At 65.6% G+C, this 19,826-nt stretch carries 18 protein-coding genes and 1 tRNA gene; 7 read left to right on the forward strand and 12 right to left on the reverse strand.

Going from position 1 to position 19,826, the window contains the following annotated elements; all coding sequences use genetic code 11:
* Positions 1 to 8: 8 nt before the first annotated feature.
* The 9 genes from ACKY0W_RS11190 to ACKY0W_RS11230 form a co-directional block, all read right to left on the reverse strand.
* Complete coding sequence (locus ACKY0W_RS11190) at positions 9 to 734, reverse strand: DUF4333 domain-containing protein (RefSeq protein WP_409437597.1); 726 nt, start codon at positions 732 to 734, stop codon at positions 9 to 11.
* A gap of 73 nt (positions 735 to 807) precedes the next feature.
* Entirely contained in the window at positions 808 to 3,573 is a 2,766-nt protein-coding gene (locus ACKY0W_RS11195; protein WP_409437598.1) for a DEAD/DEAH box helicase, read from the reverse strand.
* 132 nt (positions 3,574 to 3,705) lie between these two features.
* Positions 3,706 to 4,614 (reverse strand): twin-arginine translocase subunit TatC, encoded by a 909-nt coding sequence (tatC, locus tag ACKY0W_RS11200; RefSeq protein ID WP_409437599.1) that lies wholly within the window; start codon positions 4,612 to 4,614, stop codon positions 3,706 to 3,708.
* Between the two features lie 39 nt (positions 4,615 to 4,653).
* Positions 4,654 to 4,884: a Sec-independent protein translocase subunit TatA gene (gene tatA, locus ACKY0W_RS11205; protein WP_409437600.1), complete on the reverse strand. Its 231-nt coding sequence runs from the start codon at positions 4,882 to 4,884 to the stop codon at positions 4,654 to 4,656.
* A gap of 42 nt (positions 4,885 to 4,926) precedes the next feature.
* Positions 4,927 to 5,916, reverse strand: coding sequence for a helix-turn-helix transcriptional regulator (locus tag ACKY0W_RS11210; RefSeq protein ID WP_409437601.1), 990 nt, complete (start codon positions 5,914 to 5,916; stop codon positions 4,927 to 4,929).
* Complete coding sequence (locus ACKY0W_RS11215; RefSeq protein ID WP_409437602.1) at positions 5,913 to 6,908, reverse strand: helix-turn-helix transcriptional regulator; 996 nt, start codon at positions 6,906 to 6,908, stop codon at positions 5,913 to 5,915. Before ACKY0W_RS11215 ends, ACKY0W_RS11210 begins: the two co-directional genes overlap by 4 nt.
* 37 nt (positions 6,909 to 6,945) lie before the next feature.
* Positions 6,946 to 7,437, reverse strand: a complete 492-nt coding sequence (locus tag ACKY0W_RS11220) for a hypothetical protein (RefSeq protein WP_409437603.1) — start codon at positions 7,435 to 7,437, stop codon at positions 6,946 to 6,948.
* 10 nt (positions 7,438 to 7,447) lie between these two features.
* Positions 7,448 to 8,806, reverse strand: a complete 1,359-nt coding sequence (gene pafA / locus ACKY0W_RS11225) for a Pup--protein ligase (protein ID WP_406757012.1) — start codon at positions 8,804 to 8,806, stop codon at positions 7,448 to 7,450.
* Positions 8,807 to 8,867: 61 nt separating this feature from the next.
* Positions 8,868 to 9,491 (reverse strand): ANTAR domain-containing response regulator, encoded by a 624-nt coding sequence (locus ACKY0W_RS11230; protein ID WP_406757011.1) that lies wholly within the window; start codon positions 9,489 to 9,491, stop codon positions 8,868 to 8,870.
* Positions 9,492 to 9,571: 80 nt separating this feature from the next.
* Here ACKY0W_RS11230 and ACKY0W_RS11235 point away from each other — a divergent pair.
* From ACKY0W_RS11235 to ACKY0W_RS11245, 3 genes are all read left to right on the forward strand, one after another.
* A tRNA-Leu gene (locus tag ACKY0W_RS11235) sits at positions 9,572 to 9,648 on the forward strand.
* Between the two features lie 260 nt (positions 9,649 to 9,908).
* Positions 9,909 to 12,065: a hypothetical protein gene (locus ACKY0W_RS11240; protein ID WP_409437604.1), complete on the forward strand. Its 2,157-nt coding sequence runs from the start codon at positions 9,909 to 9,911 to the stop codon at positions 12,063 to 12,065.
* A gap of 530 nt (positions 12,066 to 12,595) precedes the next feature.
* Positions 12,596 to 13,159 (forward strand): hypothetical protein, encoded by a 564-nt coding sequence (locus ACKY0W_RS11245; protein WP_409437605.1) that lies wholly within the window; start codon positions 12,596 to 12,598, stop codon positions 13,157 to 13,159.
* 6 nt (positions 13,160 to 13,165) lie between these two features.
* Here the strand turns inward: ACKY0W_RS11245 and ACKY0W_RS11250 are convergent, their stop codons facing one another.
* Positions 13,166 to 13,492, reverse strand: a complete 327-nt coding sequence (locus ACKY0W_RS11250) for a YnfA family protein (RefSeq protein WP_409437606.1) — start codon at positions 13,490 to 13,492, stop codon at positions 13,166 to 13,168.
* A 77-nt stretch (positions 13,493 to 13,569) separates the two neighbouring features.
* Here ACKY0W_RS11250 and ACKY0W_RS11255 point away from each other — a divergent pair, with 77 nt between their 5' ends.
* From ACKY0W_RS11255 to ACKY0W_RS11270, 4 genes are all read left to right on the forward strand, one after another.
* Positions 13,570 to 14,880, forward strand: a complete 1,311-nt coding sequence (locus tag ACKY0W_RS11255) for an adenylate/guanylate cyclase domain-containing protein (protein ID WP_409437607.1) — start codon at positions 13,570 to 13,572, stop codon at positions 14,878 to 14,880.
* A 75-nt stretch (positions 14,881 to 14,955) separates the two neighbouring features.
* Positions 14,956 to 16,209 (forward strand): alpha/beta hydrolase fold domain-containing protein, encoded by a 1,254-nt coding sequence (locus ACKY0W_RS11260; RefSeq protein WP_409437608.1) that lies wholly within the window; start codon positions 14,956 to 14,958, stop codon positions 16,207 to 16,209.
* A 32-nt stretch (positions 16,210 to 16,241) separates the two neighbouring features.
* Entirely contained in the window at positions 16,242 to 16,850 is a 609-nt protein-coding gene (locus ACKY0W_RS11265) for an HdeD family acid-resistance protein (protein WP_409437738.1), read from the forward strand.
* A 100-nt stretch (positions 16,851 to 16,950) separates the two neighbouring features.
* Positions 16,951 to 17,517: a DUF4190 domain-containing protein gene (locus ACKY0W_RS11270; protein ID WP_409437609.1), complete on the forward strand. Its 567-nt coding sequence runs from the start codon at positions 16,951 to 16,953 to the stop codon at positions 17,515 to 17,517.
* Here the strand turns inward: ACKY0W_RS11270 and ACKY0W_RS11275 are convergent.
* Complete coding sequence (locus tag ACKY0W_RS11275; protein WP_409437610.1) at positions 17,514 to 18,392, reverse strand: acyl-CoA thioesterase II; 879 nt, start codon at positions 18,390 to 18,392, stop codon at positions 17,514 to 17,516. The genes ACKY0W_RS11270 and ACKY0W_RS11275 overlap by 4 nt on opposite strands.
* Positions 18,392 to 19,810, reverse strand: a complete 1,419-nt coding sequence (gene pyk / locus ACKY0W_RS11280; RefSeq protein ID WP_409437611.1) for a pyruvate kinase — start codon at positions 19,808 to 19,810, stop codon at positions 18,392 to 18,394. The genes ACKY0W_RS11275 and pyk overlap by 1 nt, the downstream gene beginning before the upstream one ends.
* Positions 19,811 to 19,826 lie beyond the last annotated feature (16 nt).

The raw sequence follows: 19,826 nt of genomic DNA on the forward strand, positions 1-19,826 counted from the left end.
CCCCGGAACTACTTGGGCCGGCCGACCTCATAGGTGCCCGAGTTGTCCTGGAAGGTGACGGTCACCTGACGCTTGGTCCCGTCGATGCTGACCTCGCAGTTGAAGGTGTCGCCCTGCTTGACCACCGGGCTCTGCCCGTTGTTACAGCGGACGTCCTTGACGTTCTTGGCGCCGTAGCCATTGGTCTGGTCGGCCAGGATCTGCTGCACGCCTTCCTGGGCCTTGTCGATGTCGAGCTTGGTGGTCACGAAGAAGCCAGGCTTCCAGAATCCCAGCACCAGCAACACCAGGACAGCAATGCCCACGCACCCGGCGAGCACCGTGCCGACCATTCCGGAGGGACGCTTGGTCGCGGTGCCCGGCGCCGGGTACTGGCCCGGCTGCTGCGGGTACTGGCCGTACTGTCCCGGCTGGCCCGGCTGACCGTACTGCCCCGGCTGGCCATACTGGCCGGGCTGACCATACGGCGACGGCTGACCGTACTGGCCGGGCTGGCCATACTGGCCCGGCTGACCGTACTGCTCGGGCTGCGGGTAGCCGGGATATTGCTGCGGCGCCGACGGATACGCGCCCTGCTGGGGGTACTGAGGGTACTGCTGCGGCGTGTAGGCCGGAGGCTGCCACTGCTGCTCAGCGCCGGTTGCGGGACCCTGTCCGGTGCCCTGGTCCTCGGGCTGTCCGGGCTGCTGAGGCTGCCACGGCTGCGTCGGGTCGTATCCCTGCGGTCCGCTCATCGTTGTTCCTCAAGTCCTCTCACGTAGCGGGTGCTGATCACCGCCGGCTCTCCACCGTAGCGCCCGGACCAGCCTACCCGGCGTCAACGGCAACGACCCCGCGCAAAACCGTGTCGATCGCCTGTTTTGCTGTGGCCCGCAACTCCGGACTGGGCGCCGCGTTGCGCAGCTGATCCAGCAGGTCGAGTACCTGCCGGCACCAGCGCACGAAATCACCCGCCGACAGCGGCGTCCCCCCGCCGGCAGCGTCCGATGCGGCCAGTGCCGAAGCCAGATCGCCGCTGCGGGCCCATCGGTAGACCGCGGCGACGAACCCATCGTCGGGTTCGCGGGTCGGGTTGATGCCGTGCCGGCGCTCGTCGGCCCGCAATGCCGCCGAGAGTTTGCGGGTCTGGTGCAGCGCCCGCCGCACCGCCTCGGTTGGCGCCTGCAGGGTCGGCGGTCCGCCGGGGCCATCGGCACCGCGCGTCTCGTAGAGCACCGCGGAGACCACCGCAGCCAGTTCCGGGGGCTTGAGGTTCTGCCAGGCCCCGGTGCGCAGGCACTCGGCGACCAAAAGGTCGCTTTCGCTGTAGATCCGGGCCAACATCCGGCCGTCGTCGGTGACTTTGGGATCGCCGTCGGCCGCGGCGTCTGCGATGAAGCCGCGTTCGGACAGCAGCCCGACGATCCGGTCGAAGGTACGCGCCAGCGAATTGGTGGCGGCCTCGACCTTTCTGCGCAACTGTGCGTTGTCGTTCTCCACCCGCAGGTAGCGCTCGGCGACCCGCACCTGGGCTTCGCGATCCGGCGCATCGTGAACGGGGTGGTCGCGCATGCGTTGGCGTAGCGCCGCCAGCTCCGGATCCACCGGTGCGTCATCTGGGTCGCCGCGGCGCTTGCGTGAGCTGGGCACATCGAGGCCGGCGGCCGCCGATCGCAGTGCCGAGGCCAGGTCGCGGCGCACCCGTGGCTGGCGGTGCTCCACCCGCTTGGGCAGGCTCATGGTGCCGATCGGCGGGACGGCGCCCGAGTAGTCGGCCGAGGAGATGCGGCCGGCCCAGCGATGCTCGGTGAGCACCAGTGGCCGTGGCTCATCGGAATCCCGGTCGGCCTGCAGCACCACCGCCAATCCTCCGCGGCGGCCGTGGCTGAGGTTGATTATGTCGCCGCGGCGCAGCGCAGCCAACGCATCACTGGCCGTCCGTCGCCGCTGCAGGCGCGAGGCCCGGGCCTGGGCGCGTTCGCGTTCGGAGATCTTCGCCCGCAGCCTGGCGTAGTCGAGCACCGCCGAGTCGCGCCCGCCGAACTCGGCAGCGATCTCATCGAGGGAGCGCTCACCGCGCTCGGCGCTGCGCACCAGGCCGACGACGGACCGGTCGGCCTGGAACTGGGCGAATGACTGCTCCAGCAGCTGATGGGCCTGCTCGGGTCCCATGTGCTGAACCAGGTTGATCGTCATGTTGTACGAGGGCGCGAAGGAGCTGCGCAACGGGAATGTACGGGTGGATGCCAGCCCGGCTACCTGGTCGGGGTCCGCGGTGCTCTCTCCGGGGTGCCACAGCACCACTGCGTGGCCTTCCACGTCGATGCCGCGCCGGCCGGCCCGGCCGGTCAGCTGGGTGTACTCGCCCGGTGTCAGCGCGGCGTGCTGCTCACCGTTGAACTTCACCAGTCGTTCGAGCACCACCGTGCGGGCCGGCATGTTGATGCCCAGCGCCAGGGTTTCAGTGGCGAACACCGCCTTGACCAAACCCGCGGCGAACAGCTCTTCGACAGTGTGGCGAAACACCGGCAGCATTCCGGCGTGATGGCCGGCCAGGCCACGCAGCAGCCCCTCGCGCCATTCGTAGTAACCCAGCACGTCCAGATCGTCGTCGGCCAGGTCACCACAGCGATGGTCGATCACCTCGGCGATGCGGGCCCGTTCGGATTCGGTGGTCAGCCGCAGCGGGGAGCGCAGGCACTGCTTGACCGCGGCGTCGCAGCCGGCCCGGGAGAAGACGAAGGTGATCACCGGCAGCAGACCCGCGGAGTTCAGGACCGCGATCACGTCCGGGCGCATCGGCGGCCGGTAGGTCGGCCGGTCCGTTCGGCCGGAGCCACCGTGCCGTGGTCGCCGGGTACTGCCCCAGTCGGTGAGCCGGTCTGCTTCTCGGCGATGGGCGATGTGGCGCAGCAACTCGGGGGCGACCCGCGGCCGGCCCCCGGCGGCGCGGGCGTCGGAATCTGGCCGGGATTCGAACAGATCGAAGAGCCGTTTGCCGACCATCATGTGCTGCCACAACGGCACCGGGCGATGTTCGTCGACCACGACGGAGGTGTCGCCGCGCACCGTCTGAATCCAGCCGCCGAATTCCTCGGCGTTGCTGACCGTCGCCGACAGGCTGACCAGCCGCACCTCCTCGGGCAGGTGCAGGATGACCTCCTCCCACACCGCGCCGCGCATCCGGTCCGCCAGGAAGTGCACCTCGTCCATGACGACGTGGGAAAGCCCGTGCAGTGCAGGAGAATTCGCGTACAGCATATTGCGCAGCACCTCGGTGGTCATCACCACCACCGGCGCATTCGAATTGATCGACAGATCGCCGGTCAACAGTCCCACCCGGTCCTTGCCGTAGCGGGCCACCAGATCGGTGTGCTTCTGGTTGCTCAGCGCCTTGATCGGCGTGGTGTAGAAGCATTTTCCGCCGCCGGCCAGCGCCAGGTGGACCGCGAACTCGCCGACGACGGTTTTGCCGGCGCCGGTGGGAGCACACACCAGCACTCCCCGGCCGTCCTGCAAGGCCTCGCAGGCCCGACGCTGAAAGTCGTCCAGTCCAAAGGGCAGTTCCGCGGTGAACCGACTCAGCTCAGTCATGCCGGCGAGCCGTCGGGGTTGCGTGCCGAGGTCCGCTGAGCGTGCACAGTTGTACAGCCAAACCGGCGTGTCGCCGTACAAACACGCTCCCCCGCAAGCGGGAGGTGCCCCCGCCTCGCGGGGAAAACGGGACTAGTCATGCGGCGCGGTAACCGGTGTGGGCGCTTCGATGGGCGAGGCTTCATCGTCGCCGAGCGCGGTGGCCGCCTCCCGCTTGGCCTTGCGCCTGTCATGCAGCCGGGCGATCTGGATGGCGAATTCCTGCAACAGGGTCAGTGTGCTACCCAGCACGATCATCGAGAACGGGTCCGAGCCCGGGGTGAAGAACGCGGCGAACACGAACATCGCGAAGATCAGGCCGCGCCGCCACTCCTTGAGCCGGGCGTAACTGATCACGCCGACCATGTTGAGCATCACGATCAGCAGCGGGAACTCGAAGCTGATCCCGAACACCACCAGCAGGTTCAACAGAAACCCGAAATAGCGATCGCCGGACAAGGCGGTCACCTGGACGTCGCTGCCGACAGTCAGCAGAAATCCGAGCGCCTTGGCCAGCACCAAATAGGCCAGGATGGCGCCGGTGACGAACAGCACGGCCGCCGAGACGACGAACACCACCGCGAATCGCCGTTCCTTGTGGTAGAGCCCGGGAGTGATGAACGCCCAGAGTTGGTAGAACCAAACCGGGCAGGCCAGCACGATTCCGGCAGCCAGCCCCACCTTGAGGCGCAGCATGAACTGGTCGAACGGCGCCGTGGCCAGCAGGCGGCACTGCCCGTCGGGCGCGATCGACGCACGCGCGGAGGCCGGCAGTTCGCAGTAAGGGTGACGCAGCCACTCGCCGAGGCTTTCCAGCCCAAAGAGCGGCTGGGTGTACCAGACGAAACCGACGATCGTGGTCAGCACGATCGCCGCCATCGAGATCAGCAGCCGGGTACGTAACTCCCGCAGGTGATCGACGAGAGACATCGTCCCGTCGGGATTGGTGCGGCTGCGCCGCTGACGGGGATCCAGCCGCCGCAGAACTCCGAACGTGCGCACAGTCGAATGGGGCGCGGTCGCCGCGACGGCGGGACCGGGTTACGCCGACTGGCCGCCGGCCGCCGGCGGATCGACCCGCTCGGACTGGACGGTGGTCGGGGTGGCAGTCGAATCCGGCTTGCTCTCGCTCTGCAGCTCGCGGACCTCGGACTTGAAGATGCGCAGCGACTTACCGAGCGAGCGTGCTGCATCGGGCAGTCGCTTGGCGCCGAAGAGAATGATCACGGCGACGGCGAGGATCGCCAGGTGCGACGGTCCTAAAGCGTTCACTTTGGTTACCTCCAGACGTCGCCACGATGCTACCGCAGGTCATCAACCCGGCGGTTCAGCGAGGCTCGACGAAGGAGAGGTGAAGCTGGAAACCTTCTCGTACATCGCCAGCGCGGCCACCGAGGCCTGGCGCACCCCGGCCACCACCGAGTCCGGCGCCATCACCTGCACGTCGTCGCCCATACCCAGCAGCAGCCGGATCAGCCACTCCTGCGACGCGTACGTCAGCTGCGCCTCGCGCCAGCCGTCGGACAGCTCGCCGAGGGCCTGCATGGGGTAGTACTCGAACATCCACGCGGCCGAGGGCGCCACCCGCACGATGGCGACCGGCAGCGACGGGTCGGCGTCGAACAGCGAGGTGTCGGTTTCGGCCTGGCGTGCCGGCTCCGGCGGCGCCGACGGCTCGTCGAGCAGCCGCGCGCCGTCGATGCGGTCGAACCGGAACAACCGCACCCCCTCGGACTCGCGGCTCCACGCCTCCAGGTAGCTGTGCGCGCCGATCAACACCACCCGGATCGGATCGACGATCCGCTGCGACACGCTGTCCCGCGACGCCGCGTAGTAGTCGATGGCCAGCGCGCGGTGTTGCTGGACGCCGTCGCGGACCACGTCGGCGGCCGACTCGTCGTGTGTGGCGGATACGGGCGCCGCCGGTGCCGCGGCTCCGGCGGCCTCCTCGACCTTGGCGATCGCGCTGCGGGCGGCCCGCGGGTCGACGATGCCGGGCATGTCGACCAGGGTGCGCAACGCCATCAGCATGGCCGTGGCTTCCCGCGACGTCAGGCGCAGCGGCCGATCCACTCCTGCGGACTCGAACACGTCCAGGCGGTCTTCGTAGAAGGTCACGTCGATCAGCTCGCCGGGCCCGTAGCCCGGCAGGCCGCACATCACCAGCTGTTCCAGATCGTTCTGCAACTGGCTCAGGCTCACGCCGAGCTCGGCGGCGGCCTGTTCCTTGCTGATCCCGGGCCGAGCCTTCAGATACGGCACCATGTTCAGCAGCCGGACCAGGCGTTTCGACAGCTGCGTCACGCCGGCACCTCCCCCACACGAGCACTCAGGCGCGCCACCACGTCGTCGCGCAGCGACGGCGGGTGCAAAACGACGGCATCGGCCCCGTAGCCGGCGATCTCGCGCGCCAGCCGGTCATGGGTGCCCATGTCGACGCCGATGATGTCGCCGTCGCGGCCGGCCAGCGCCTCACGGGTCAGCACCGTGCCGGCCCGGCGCAGCGCCACGGCGCGGCCATCGGCGACCCAGATGCGGGCCTGCACTCCGCTGGGCGCATCGCCGACGGCGTTCGCGACGATCGCGCGCAGATCGGCGGTGTCGGGGCGGTTGACGGCGTCGGGCGGCCCGATCTGCCGAACCTGCGGCGCGATCCTCGACATCCGGAAGGTGCGCACCGCGTTGCGGTCGCGATCGTGGCCCACCAGATACCAGCGGCCGGCGTGCGTGACCACTCCCCATGGCTCGACGGTGCGGGTGACATACTGCTCGACCGGCGAGGGGCGGTGCTCGAACTGCACGGCCCGCCCCGCCTGCACGGCATCCATCAAGGCGCCCAGCGCCGGTTCGGCGCGGTGCATGCCCGGCAGCGCCGTCGGCGGCGCCACCAGCACGTCGGCCTGATTCGGGTCTACCTCGACACCGGCGGCATGCAGTTTGGCGACCGCGCCCTCGGCGTTGGCGCGCAACTCCGGGGACTGCCACAGCTGAACCGCCACCGCGACCGCGGCGGCCTCTTCGCGGGTCAGGTCGATGGCCGGCAGGGCGTAGGTGTCGGGATTGATCCGGTAGCCCTCGACCGTATCGAACCCCGATACTTTGCCGGTCTCCAGCGGAATGCCCAGGTCACGCAGCTCGTTCTTGTCGCGCTCGAACATCCGCGAGAACGCGTCGTCGCTGGGGCTGTCGCCGTAGCCGACGACGGTGGTCCGGATCTTCTCGGCGGTCAGGTAGCTGCGGGTGGCCAGCAACGCGATGACGAGATTGAGTAGTCGCTCGACTTTCGCGGTCGCCATGACAAGACAGGATAAGGGTCCCTGGTTGCGGGTTTGTTCAGATATGGGTCGCCGGCGCGCATGTCATGCCCGGGAAGTCCCAGGTGCTGCACTGGTAGTCCGAGAATTCCGGGTCTTCGGCGCGCGGCTCGCCCGGAAGATCGGTGCGTGCCGACATCTTCGCGCCGTAGACGCCCGGGTACAGCGGCATCAGCCGGTCATCGTTGGGAAACGCGACCGAGAAGCTGTCCCCGGTGTGCACCGCACGAGTCTCGGTGTAGGTGAGGGTGTGCGACGGGCCAGCCAGCTCCAGCGGCGCGCCGGAGGCGGTCAGGTGCATCTGCAGGGTCACCGGCGTGCCGGGAAGATCGGTCCGGCAATCGCTGACGTCGACGCGGCTGCCCATGTAGTCGGCCCCGTTGACCGAGTAGACGAACGGCTTGGCCACGCTGAACTGGCAGATGACGACGCTGTCTGCGTGCGCTACCGGTGACCCGGCCAGCGCGATGCCCAGTCCGATAAGCGCGGCCAAGCCACTGATCCGAGTCATCGCTGGTGCGTTACATGCTGGCGATCAGGCGCTTGACCCGCTCGTCGACCGACCGGAACGGGTCCTTGCACAGCACGGTGCGCTGGGCCTGGTCGTTGAGCTTGAGGTGCACCCAGTCGACGGTGAAGTCACGGCCCGCTGCCTGTGCGGCACTGATGAATTCGCCGCGCAGTTTGGCGCGGGTGGTCTGTGGAGGGGTGTCGACGGCTTCGTCGACGTCCTCGTCGGTGGTGATGCGGGTGGCCAATCCTTTACGTTGCAGCAGATCGAACACCCCGCGCCCACGCTTGATGTCGTGATAGGCCAGGTCCAACTGGGCGATCTTGGGATCGGACAGCTCCATGTTGTAGCGATCCTGGTAGCGCTGGAACAGCTTTCGCTTGATCACCCAGTCGATCTCGGTGTCCACCTTGGCGAAGTCCTGGGTCTCGACGGCGTCGAGCTGGCGGCCCCACAGGTCGATGACCTGCTCGAGTTGGGGGTTGCTGGCCCGGGTCTGCACGTACTCCACGGCCCGCCCGTAGTACTCGCGCTGGATATCCAGGGCACCGGCCTGACGACCGCCGGCCAGGCGCACCGGTCGCCGGCCGGTGACGTCGTGGCTGACCTCGCGGATCGCCCGGATCGGATTGTCCAGCGAGAAGTCCCGGAAGGACACCCCGGCCTCGATCATCTCCAGCACCAGCGCCGCGCTGCCCACCTTGAGCAGGGTCGAGGTCTCGGACATGTTGGAGTCGCCGACGATGACGTGCAGGCGCCGGTACTTCTCGGCGTCGGCGTGCGGTTCGTCGCGGGTGTTGATGATCGGCCGGGATCGGGTGGTGGCGCTTGAGACGCCTTCCCAGATGTGCTCGGCGCGCTGGGACAGGCAGAACGTGGCGGCCTTGGGGGTCTGCAGCACCTTGCCGGCGCCGCAGATCAGCTGGCGGGTGACCAGGAACGGCAGCAGCACGTCGGAGATGCGGGAGAACTCCCCGGCCCGCACGATCAGGTAGTTCTCGTGGCAGCCGTAGGAGTTGCCGGCCGAATCGGTGTTGTTCTTGAACAGGTAGATGTCGCCGCCGATGCCCTCATCGGCCAGCCGCTGCTCGGCGTCGATCAGCAGGTCTTCGAGCACCCGTTCCCCGGCCCGGTCGTGGGTGACCAGCTGAATCAGGTTGTCGCACTCGGCGGTGGCGTACTCGGGATGGCTGCCGACATCGAGATACAACCGAGCACCGTTGCGCAGGAACACATTCGAGCTACGCCCCCACGACACCACCCGGCGAAACAGATAGCGCGCCACCTCGTCGGGCGACAGCCTCCGATGGCCGTGGAAGGTGCAGGTGACACCGAACTCAGTCTCAATGCCCATGATTCTGCGCTGCACGTCATCGAGCGTACTGGTTGAACCAGCGCAACGGGGCTCAGCTGCGCTGGTGGCGTGGCGGTCAGGCCGGTGGGTTGACCGGGGCCTCGACGTTTTCCAGTACGACTTCGGCCACCTGTCGCATGGTGGTCCGCTTATCCATCGCCGCCCGCTGAATCCACTTGAAGGCCTCGGGCTCGGTGAAGCCGTGCGCGGTCTGCAGCACGCCCTTGGCCCGCTCGACGAGCTTGCGGGTTTCCAGCTGGTCGGACAGGTTGCTGACCTCGCGCTCCAAGGCGGTGATCTCGTCGGCCCGGCTGAGCGCCAGCTCGATTGCCGGGACCAGGTCACCGGCGGTGAACGGCTTGACCAGGTAGGCCATCGCCCCGGCGTCGCGGGCGCGTTCCACCAGATCGCGCTGGCTGAACGCGGTCAGGATGACGATCGGTGCTATCCGCTTGGCGGCGATCTCCGAGGCCGCGTCGATGCCGTCGCGGCGCGGCATCTTCACGTCGAGGATCACCAGGTCCGGTCGCAGCAGCTCGGCCAGCTCGACGGCTTCCTGCCCGTCGCCGGCTTCGCCAACCACCTCATAGCCTTCTTCGCGCAGCATCTCGGCGAGATCCAGGCGGATCAGCGCCTCATCCTCGGCGATCAGCACCCGCCGGGCTGGGCGTGGGCTGCTGTCGGACGTGGGCTCGGTCATCCCCCTATTCTGTCGTGGCTGCCGGCTGGGGCAACCCCGAGGGGCATCGTCTAAGGTAGGAAGCCGCGCGTCAGCGCTGGGCCCTCGTATCCCAACTGGCAGAGGAAACGGATTCAAAACCCGTGCAGTGTGAGTTCGAATCTCACCGAGGGCACCAGAAGTAGCAGTTCATTCTGGTTGCGGTGATCTTGAGATACACCTAAGTGAAGCCCTCGAGTATGGCTGGTCGAGCTAGGGGCGCGCCACGGCTATTGACGGGCGGCGGCGTCCTCCACCGGCGGCCGCTATGAAGCCGCTGTGCGATCCACACCGCCCTAGCCACGCGCTTCCTTGTGCTCTCTGTTAGGGGGGTGCGCGGTTGAGCCTTCGCGATCAGGAACCCGGCCCTTGGTATGTCAACCCGCCTACGATGCACGGGTGAGCCGAGGACGCCTAGAATTAGCCCTGTCGCAGATTCCACCGACCGCTTGGGAAGATTTTGAGACGTTCGCATCAGAATTTCTGATCGCGGATTTCCCCAATCTACGCACGATGGCACGCTCTGCCGGTGACAAAGGTAGAGACGCTGAAATTTTCGACTTGGATGATGCAGGACGCATCAAATTGCAGTACTCGGTTGCGGTTGGCTGGCGCTCTAAGATATTGCGGACCATCCAACGCCTCAAAGAGTTTGATCCAAAACCGACCCATTTGATATACGTAACGAATCAACAGATAGGCCCAGAAGCCGATGATTTGAAGCGCGATGTATTCGCCGAACACGGGATCGTGGTTGATGTCCGAGATCGGTCGTATTTCTTGGATCGACGCGATCACACAATTGCTGCCCGTGCCGCAAGCGAGGTTTTAGAGCAGAAGTTTGTCGTACCGCTTTTGACATCCCAGGGCATAGCGCAGACGGTTGCTCCCGCTCTTACCGCGGAGGAAGAGCGAATCGCCTTTCTTCATATTTCAATTGATCTTATCGAGCGGGACAGTTCACGTAATTTCTCTAAAGATTCCTTTGAATCTTTGGTTCTCGCCGTTCTGCATGGGACAACGCATGAAGCTCCGCTGGATCGGCAGTCCATCCACGGGCGTATATGCAGCTTTGTACATGCCGAATCCAAAGAGCAACTGACAGCTCGCGTGGACTCGGCTCTCGAGCGTCTATCAAAGAAACGCGGCACGGTCAAACATATCCGGAACTTGGACAGCTTTCACATCGCGCACGAAGAAACGACGCGCATAAATGAAGAGACCGAGCGATTTCTGGAACAGGAAGCGGCGTTCGAAGAAGATATTCGCGCCGCCATCTATCTCGTAGATGCTGATTTAGCCGAAGACGAGACAAAGGGTCGAGAGTCTGTCGAAGCGCTTCGCAAGGTGATCGAAAAATTGTTACTTGATTATGGTGAACAGTTCACCGTTGCCATATCTACGGGGCGGGCCCCTGCTGCTACTTCCGAAAAGCTTGAGCATCTGCTGGCGGAAATGTCGTTTAAAACGCATTTGCCAAATACGGCGGCCGCTGAGGTTATCGAAACGGTGCTTACGCAAGGCACTGAGACTACGGGGCGTCACCTGCGCAAACTGCTTGATTCGTACACCGTTCTGGCCATGGTTAAGTCGACGCCCGACGTGCAGAAAGCGCTCCGAAAGGTATTCACGGGAGGGCAGATCTGGCTCGATACGTCGGTCATCTTGCCGCTGATGGCGGAAGAGTTACACCCCGACCGGACTCCAATGCGCGACCTTGTCAAAGCATGTAGATTATCGGAGGTCAGGCTATTTGTGACCACTGGGGTTATAGAAGAAGTCAACGCACATCTCACTAGCTGCGTCGCCGCCGCTCGCTCAACTAGGTCAAGCTCATACAGAATTCCATTCCTGCTGTCTGAGTACATGCTCAACGGTCATCCGCGAAACGGCTTCGCGAGCTGGCAAGAAGATTTTCGTGGGGCGGACGAGCCCCTTCTTGACATAGAGGAATATCTGCGAGTTGAATTCGATATAGTTCGCCAAGATTTGCGTGATGCTGTAGATGCAGCCTCAGACGAGCTTAGGATCGCTGCGCAAGATTACTGGCGCGAAGAGCAGCAAAAACGACGCGATGGTAGCGGAATTGATTCAACACATCTTGATCGATTGGTTGCTCACGACGTTGAGAACAGTGTAGGCGTTATACAGCTACGTGGGCGTAGTAATCCGGGCCCTACTGGCTACCAGCAATGGTGGTTGACCACGGACCGTTTAGCTAAGGGGCTGAGTGCGGCCCTGACGTTTGCGCTCGACGAGCCTATCGCATCGCCAGTCATTGATCCCGGCTTTCTCGCTCAGTTAATGCGTTTTCGTCCCCACTCCCCGCAGGAGGCGACCGCTGCGCTTGACCGGTTTCCGGTTCTTTTAGACTTGGCCAAAATGGACGTGATACCCGCTGACATGATCGATCTCGTCGAAGAAATTCGAAGCCAGACAAATTCCCTGAAGCCCAGAATTATCCAGCGGCGTATTCGGGACGAAGTCAACAAAAGGAAAGCGGGCGAGCACGCTAACTCGCAAGATGATGTCGATATTGAGATTGATACGATTTGACGCACAACTCGATTTCATGCAACATTTCCTGAATGCTGGAGAGCTGATTCTGTAGACTGTTCTTTGCGGAGCGGGCTTTCGACTCCCTAGGCGATGATGGCTGTGGCGACAGTCGGAGGTGTTTCCCCTGCCGGGCGGAGTGCAGCCGAGCCGCCACGACCTCTCCGATGTGGCTTCTTGCTGCTCGGAATACGCCGGCACGCCGCGGTGTCAGGTGGGCAAGAGACCTCAACAGCCAGTGGTTGTGAGTTTGGTGCCCAATGAAAAGGATGATGAGGTGTGATGCCGTCGGTGAGATACAAACTTTGGGGGCAGTCGCGGCTTCACCGAGGGATCGGCCCTGACGACAGCCTAATCTGATCGACACTTCTGCCGCCTCAGGATGTTGTCACCTTGCGCTGTGTGCTCCGGATAGAACGTCGTTCACTAGCAACACGAGCCAACGAGTCCCAAGCGATTCGCCATTGTCGCCACTCACCGGCACCACCGAACTTAGACTCGGGCCGCGACTGGGCAGCCGAGGAGGGCCGTTGAGGAAATCGGTGCTGAGTGTTCTGGTCCTGCTGTTGGGCGTGTCGGTCGGCTTTCTGGTGTGGACGTCGAATCATGCGCACCACACCAAGCAGGTGCCGGCCAAGGCTCGCGGGCAATACGAAGACGCGTCATCTGGCCATGACGGCGGCATCGGCGGCAACCTGCTGCAGCGCGACCCCCTACAAGAGCTTGCTCGCGAGCCCAGTTATGACGACTGCGAATCATGCCACCTGCCCTTTGTGCCGTTTTTCGGGACACGGGCCGGGTTCAACTGCGAAATCAATTACCGGCGAGCAGAACTGCCCGATGCGGCTTACTGCATGTCGGTCAATCCGCCGCAGCACGTATCGATGGATACCGACGGGGAGTTATCGGTTTGCCGTGACAGCGTCAATTGCTTGTCCAATCCCCCGTTCGACCAGCCGATTCTCCCGTTCGGCCAGAGCGCGGGTGCCGGACCGTTCACCTGCCAATCGGAAGCCGCCGGGGTGACCTGCACCGTCAATTCATCAGGGCGCGGCTTCGTGATCTCAAGTTCGGGGATCGAAGCAGTCGGCTGAGGCCCGTCAGCGCGGCGAATACATGATCACGGCCACCCCGATCAGACAGATCAGCGCACCCAGGACGTCGGCACGGTCGGGCCGGAAACCGTCGAACGCCATGCCCCACGCCAGCGAGCCGGCGACGAACACCCCGCCGTAGGCGGCCAGGATCCGGCCGAATTGGGCGTCGGGTTGCAGGGTGGCGACGAAGCCGTACAACCCCAGGGCGATCACCCCGGCGCCGGCCCACAGCAGGCCGCGGTGCTCCCGCACGCCCTGCCACACCAGCCAGGCTCCGCCGATCTCGGCGATGGCAGCCAACACGAACAGCGCGATGGAACGCATGACCATGAGCGCTGACCCTAGACGTAAGCCCTCGACCTGGTGAAACCGCCAACGGCCCTGCTCCCCGGATTAGGCTGTCGCTTGTGTCCGTCAAGCGGTTCCTCGCGGTGCCGGCCGAGGCTCAAAGCCCCTACCGGCGCACGCACTGCATACCGGCCCGCACCCGGCATTACGCGGCGCGGCTGTCGCAACGGCTGCGGATCCTCAAGCTGTCGGCCGGGCTGGCGGCGTTGATCAGCGCGGGCTGGGGACTGCTGGAGATCTGGGTGGACCCCGCCTACTGGTGGATCGGCGCGATCAATCTCGTCGCCGCCGCCGCGCTGGCCCTGACCCCGCTGCTCTACCGCTACGGCGAACTCATCGCGCCCCTGGCCTTCGTGGCAATCGCCTACTCGACGACCGCCATCGTCTGCGCGGTGGTGGGCACCGGGTCGGGCATCCAGTTCTATTTTCTGGCCTCGGCATCGATCAGTGTGCTGATTCTGGGCGTGGACCGGATCAAGCTGGCCGCCGTCGTGGCCGGCATCGGTGCGGCGCTGACCATCGCACTGCAGTTCCTGGTCCCGGCCGACAACCTGCACCAACCGGAGTGGTTGCACAACTTCTCCTACGTGTTGGTGGTGGTCTCGGCCTGCTTCATGGTGGTCGCCACGGTCTGGTTCGCGCTGCGCGAGATCTCCCAGGCCGAAGCGGCGATGGAGGCCGAATACGAACGATCTGAAGCCCTGCTGGCCAATATCTTGCCCACCGCGGTGGCCGACCGGCTGAAGAACCCGGCGGTGGACGTGATCGCCGACAGTTACACCGACGCCTCGGTGCTGTTCGCCGACATCGCCGACTTCACCCGCCGGGCCAGCCAGACCGACCCCGGCCAGCTGGTCGGGTTCCTCAACGACCTCTACAGCGACCTGGATCGGCTCGTCGATCAACATGGCCTGGAGAAGATCAAGACCAGCGGCGACTCCTACATGGTGGTCAGCGGCGTTCCCGACCCGAGACCCGATCATCTGCATGCGCTGGCGCGCCTGGCGCTCGACATCGCGGCGACCGTCGCCGACCTGCGCGACCCCCTGGGCCGGCCGGTGTCGCTGCGGATCGGCCTGGCCACCGGGCCAGTGGTGGCCGGCGTCGTCGGCAACCGCCGGTTCTTCTACGACGTGTGGGGCGACGCGGTGAACCTCGCCTCCCGGATGGAATCGACCGGCGCCCAGGACCGGATCCAGGTGCCGCAGACGGTGCACGAGCGACTCAACGATGACTTCGTGTTCGAGGAGCGCGGCGACGTCGAGGTCAAAGGCAAGGGCGTCATGCGCGCCTGGTTTCTGGTCAACACCCGTCCTCCGGCCTCGCACGGTCCGGCACCCCGGTCCCTGTCGGCGACCCCAGCGGGCTGACCCGCACAGACCGGGTGGTTCGGCCGGCTTCGGTAGGGTGCCGAATCAGGTCGTCCCACAACGCTGAGGAGCGCAATGCGAAGGCTTTTGGCCGTGCTCGGTTCGCTGGCCGGTCTGGCCACCACCGTCAACGGGTATCGCCCGCTGACCAAGCGCGGTTACCCGTCGCTGTACGCATTCGCGTTCGGCCTGTTCGCCTCGGAGCTGCCGTTGCAGCTGATCGCCGGTCAGTCCGCAGCGTTGGCGGCGGTGAGCCGCCGGCTGTCACCGCGGGCTCGGCGGACCAGCTGGCTGCTGTCGGCGATCTCGTGGCTGGGCTTGTTGGGGCTGAACTATGCCGGGCGTACCGCCAATAGGCCGCTGACCGAGGCACTGGACGCCGACCTCGGTGCGGGACGGCGCACCGAAAGCCGGGACTTGTGGAAGCGGCCGGGCCCCGACGCGGAAATCGCCAAGGCGCCCGGCGTGGTGAGGATGATGCGGGTCTACCAGGACTACGCCACCGACTCCGACATCCCCTACGGCGAATACGGCGGCCGCAACACCCTCGATGTGTGGCGGCATCGCGACCTACCCCGCGACGGCCGCGCCCCGGTTCTGCTGCAGATACCCGGCGGCGCCTGGATGGTGGGAAGCAAACGCGGCCAAGCGCATCCGCTGATGGCCCACCTGGTGGAACGCGGTTGGGTGTGTGTATCGATCAACTACCGGCTGAGTCCACGGTCCACCTGGCCAGACCACATCATCGACGTCAAGCGTGCTTTGGCGTGGACCAAAGCGCACATCGCCGACTACGGCGGCGACCCGGATTGGGTCGCGGTGACGGGTGGCTCAGCGGGTGGTCACCTGTGCGCGTTGACCGCGCTGACGGCAAACGATCCCCGTTTTCAGCCGGGTTTCGCCGACGCCGACACCAGCGTGCGCGCAGCGGTGCCGTTCTACGGGATCTACGACTTCACCGGTGAGACCGGGTTGCACCCGCTGCTGACCCCGGCTTTGGGTGCCTATGTGTTCAAACAGAGCCGGCGGCGCTTCCCGGACACCTACCGTGACGCCTCCCCGATGACCTATCTATCCGCTGACGCTCCACCGTTTTTCGTGCTGCACGGACGCAATGATTCGTTGGTGCCGGTGGAACAGGGCCGCGCGTTCGCCGACCGGCTGCGAGAGGTCAGCACGAGCCCGGTGGTCTATGCCGAGTTACCGGTGGCGCAGCACGCTTTCGACATCTTCGGCTCGCCCCGCGCGGCACACACGGCGGTAGCCGTAGAACAGTTCCTCGCCGAGATCTACGCCCGGCAGACGACGCAGGTCATCACCGGTAGCTGAACGGCATCCAATACCCGGCCGGAACGCGGCATCTGTGCCAGACTGCGGCCATGGAAACATCGGTTTCAAGCCTGCTGCCGAATCTGTGGAAGTCGACACTGGTCTCTGGTGTCTTGGCCCTCGTCTTGGGCGTGCTGGTCTTGGTCTGGCCGGGCCGGTCCATCATTGCCGCTGCTGTGCTGTTCGGTGTGTATCTGGTCGTCACCGGAATCGCGCAGTTGATCTTCGCTTTCAGCCTGCCCGTCATGTCCGCCGGCGGACGGGTGTTGCTGTTCCTCAGCGGCACCGCGTCGGTGATTCTGGCGGTCCTGTGTTTCCGGCACTTCAACTCCGACGAGGAAGCCCTGGCGGTGCTGCTGCTGGCCATCTGGGTCGCGGTCGGCTTCATCTTCCGCGGGGTGGCGACCGCCGTGGCGGCCATCAGCGATCCGGCGCTGCCGGGCCGGGGTTGGCAGATCTTCATGGGTGTCGTCAGTTTGCTGGCCGGTCTGGTGACGCTCGCGTCACCGTTCGCCTCGCTGTGGGTGCTGGCGCTGGTCGTCGGCAGCTGGCTGATCGTCATCGGCATCGTCGAGATCGTCACCGCGCTTAAGATTCGGAGCGCGTCCCACGAAGTCGCTACCGCGCTGTCGGCCGGGTAACTGCGACAGACGGCCCGCGGCCGATTCGCCCAGTCGCGGGTACCCTTGGGTTCTGACCTGTTTTGACACCTGCCTGAAGCTCTGATCTGGAGTCTGCTCAATGCCCGAGTCCGGCATGCCCTCGCTGTCGCCTGAGCCTCAGCAATCCTGGCCGTCGCCCGGTCCCAGCTATCCCCCGCCGCCGGGCTATCCGTACCCGTATCCGGCGCCCGGGCAGTACCCCGGCTATCCCCCACCTGCGGCGCCTCCGGCGCTGAGGAACGGTGCGGGCATCGCAGCCCTGATCGTTGCGATCGCCGGCATCGTGACCGCGCTGTCGGTGATCGGCGGCGTGGCACTGGGTCTGGCGGCCATCGTGCTCGGCATCATCGGCCGTGGCCGCGCCAAGCGCGGGGAAGCCGACAACGGCGGTGTCGCCCTCGCCGGGATCGTCTTGGGTGCGCTGGCGGTGATCGCCGGTATCGGCTGCATCTTCGTCTATGTCGGCATCTGGCGGACCGCCGGCGCCGGCGACTACGTGGCGTGCATGAGCAAAGCCGGATCGGACACCGACGCCCAGCAGCAGTGCACCGAACGGTTCCGTGAGCACTTCGAGAACACCTTCGGCAGCGGTCCCGACGCCCCCATGGTGCAGGAGGAATCGGACTCCGCGCTGATGCCGGCCTAGCGCTTCGAGCTCGGGAAGTACTTCAGCACGCCTTCTTGCGTGACGGTGGCCAGCAGTTGCCCGGATCGGTCGAAGAAGTGTCCGGTGCCCAGCCCGCGGGAGTCCGCCGCTACCGGTGACGACGTCGCATACAGCACCCAGTCGTCGAACCGCACCGGCCGGTGAAACCACACCGTGTGGTTGGCGCTGGCCGCGAAGATCCGGTCGAAGCCCCAGGACAACCCGTGGGTTGTGATGATGGAATCGAGCACGGTGGTGTCCGACGAGTAGACCATCATCGCGGTGTGCAGCACCGGGTCCTCGGGGATAGCCCCGCCGGCCTTGACCCAGACCCGGTTGTGGCCCAGTTGGCCACCCTTGTTCCGCATCACCCAGGCCGGGTCGTTGGTGTAGCGCCACTCGATCGGGTGCGGCGCCTTGACGAAGCCCGGGACCACTTCCTCGTAACCGTTGAGCAGTTCGCGCAACCTGGGCAACGTCTCGGGCTCGGCCACCGTGGGCGCCTCAACGCTGTGTTCCAGCCCGCTCCCCCCGGACATGTACGAGACCATCGACGTGGCGATCAAGGTGTCACCCTGCAGCGCGTCGACCCGGCGATTGGCGAATCGGCGTTCGTCGCGCAGCCGGTGCACCCGGAACTCGATGTCGCGGGTCGGATCGCCACCGTTGATGAAGTGGACCGACAGCGCGCCTGGCGGCAGGTGCGCGGCCACGGTGCGGCTCGCGGCGACGAATGACTGCGCCATCAGTTGGCCGCCAAAGGTGCGCAACGGCGTCTTGCTGGGGTGCGATCCGACGAAGATGTCGTCATCAACACTCTTGAGATCCAGTACGGCCAGCAGCTCCTCAAGATCCGTATTCGGCTCGGACGACACTAGATGTCGTCCTCCCCGATCCGGTGCACGTGAATCATGTTGGTGGAGCCTTCGGTTCCCGGCGGGGCCCCCGCGACGATGACCATCAGATCACCGCGCTCGTAGCGCCCCAGATCGAGCAGCGCCTTGTCCACCTGGCGGATCATCCCGTCGGTCGAGTCAGCCTGCGGAACGATGAACGTCTCGGTCCCCCAGGTCATCGCCAACTGGCTACGGATCTCCGGCAGTGCGGTGAACGCCAACAGCGGCAGCGGGGTGTGCAACCGGGCCAGCCGTCGCACGGTGTCACCCGACTGGGTGAACGCCACCAGCGCCTTGGCGTCCAGGCGTTCACCGATCTCGCGTGCGGCAAACGAGATCACGCCGCGCTTGGTGCGCGGCACGTGCGTCAACGGCGGTGCCGCCGTGGAGTTCTGCTCCACCGCGCAGATGATCCGGCCCATGGTCCGTACGGCGTCAAGGGCGTGCTTACCCACCGCGGTCTCCCCGGACAGCATCAACGCATCGGCGCCGTCGAGCACAGCGTTGGCCACGTCGGACGCCTCCGCCCGGGTCGGCCGGAAGTTCTCGATCATCGACTCCAGCATCTGAGTCGCCACGATCACCGGGCGCGCGTTCTCGCGGGCCACCTGGATGACCCGCTTCTGTACCAGCGGCACCTCTTCGAGAGCCAGCTCCACGCCCAGGTCACCGCGGGCCACCATGACCGCATCGAAGGCCAGAACCACGGCCTCGAGGTTCTCGATGGCTTCGGGCTTCTCCATCTTGGCGACCACCGGAACCCGTCGGCCGACCCGGTCCATCACTTCGTGCACCAGTTCCACGTCCGACGGTGAGCGCACGAACGACAGCGCAACGATGTCGACGCCGAGCTTCAGCGCGAACTCCAGGTCGTCGATGTCCTTCTCCGACAGCGCCGGTGCGGAGACGTTCATGCCCGGCAGTGACATGCCCTTGTGGTTGCTGACCGGACCACCCTCGGTGACCGTGCAGACCACGTCGTCACCGTCGATGTGATCCACCACCAGCCCGACCTTGCCGTCGTCGACAAGCACCCGGTCTCCCGGGGCGGCGTCGGCGGCCAACTTCTTGTAGGTGGTGGAGACCCGGTCGTGATCGCCGGGGCAGTCGGCGACGGTGATGCGCACCGTCTCGCCGTTGGCCCAGTAGGTGGGGCCGTCGGCGAAACGCCCCAACCGGATCTTGGGGCCCTGAAGGTCGGCGAGGACACCGACAGCCCGCCCGGTCGCATCCGAGGCGGCCCGTACCCATTCGTAGGACGCCTGGTGGTCTGCGTGAGCACCGTGGCTGAAGTTCAGGCGAGCCACATCCATGCCCGCGTCAACCAGTGCCCGGACCATCTCCGCGGAGCTGGTCGCAGGACCGAGAGTACAGACGATCTTTCCGCGTCTATTCACGGCGCCAGCATAGTCG

Source organism: Mycobacterium sp. SMC-14, from assembly GCF_046250075.1.
In the GTDB taxonomy this organism is placed as follows: Bacteria; Actinomycetota; Actinomycetes; order Mycobacteriales; family Mycobacteriaceae; genus Mycobacterium.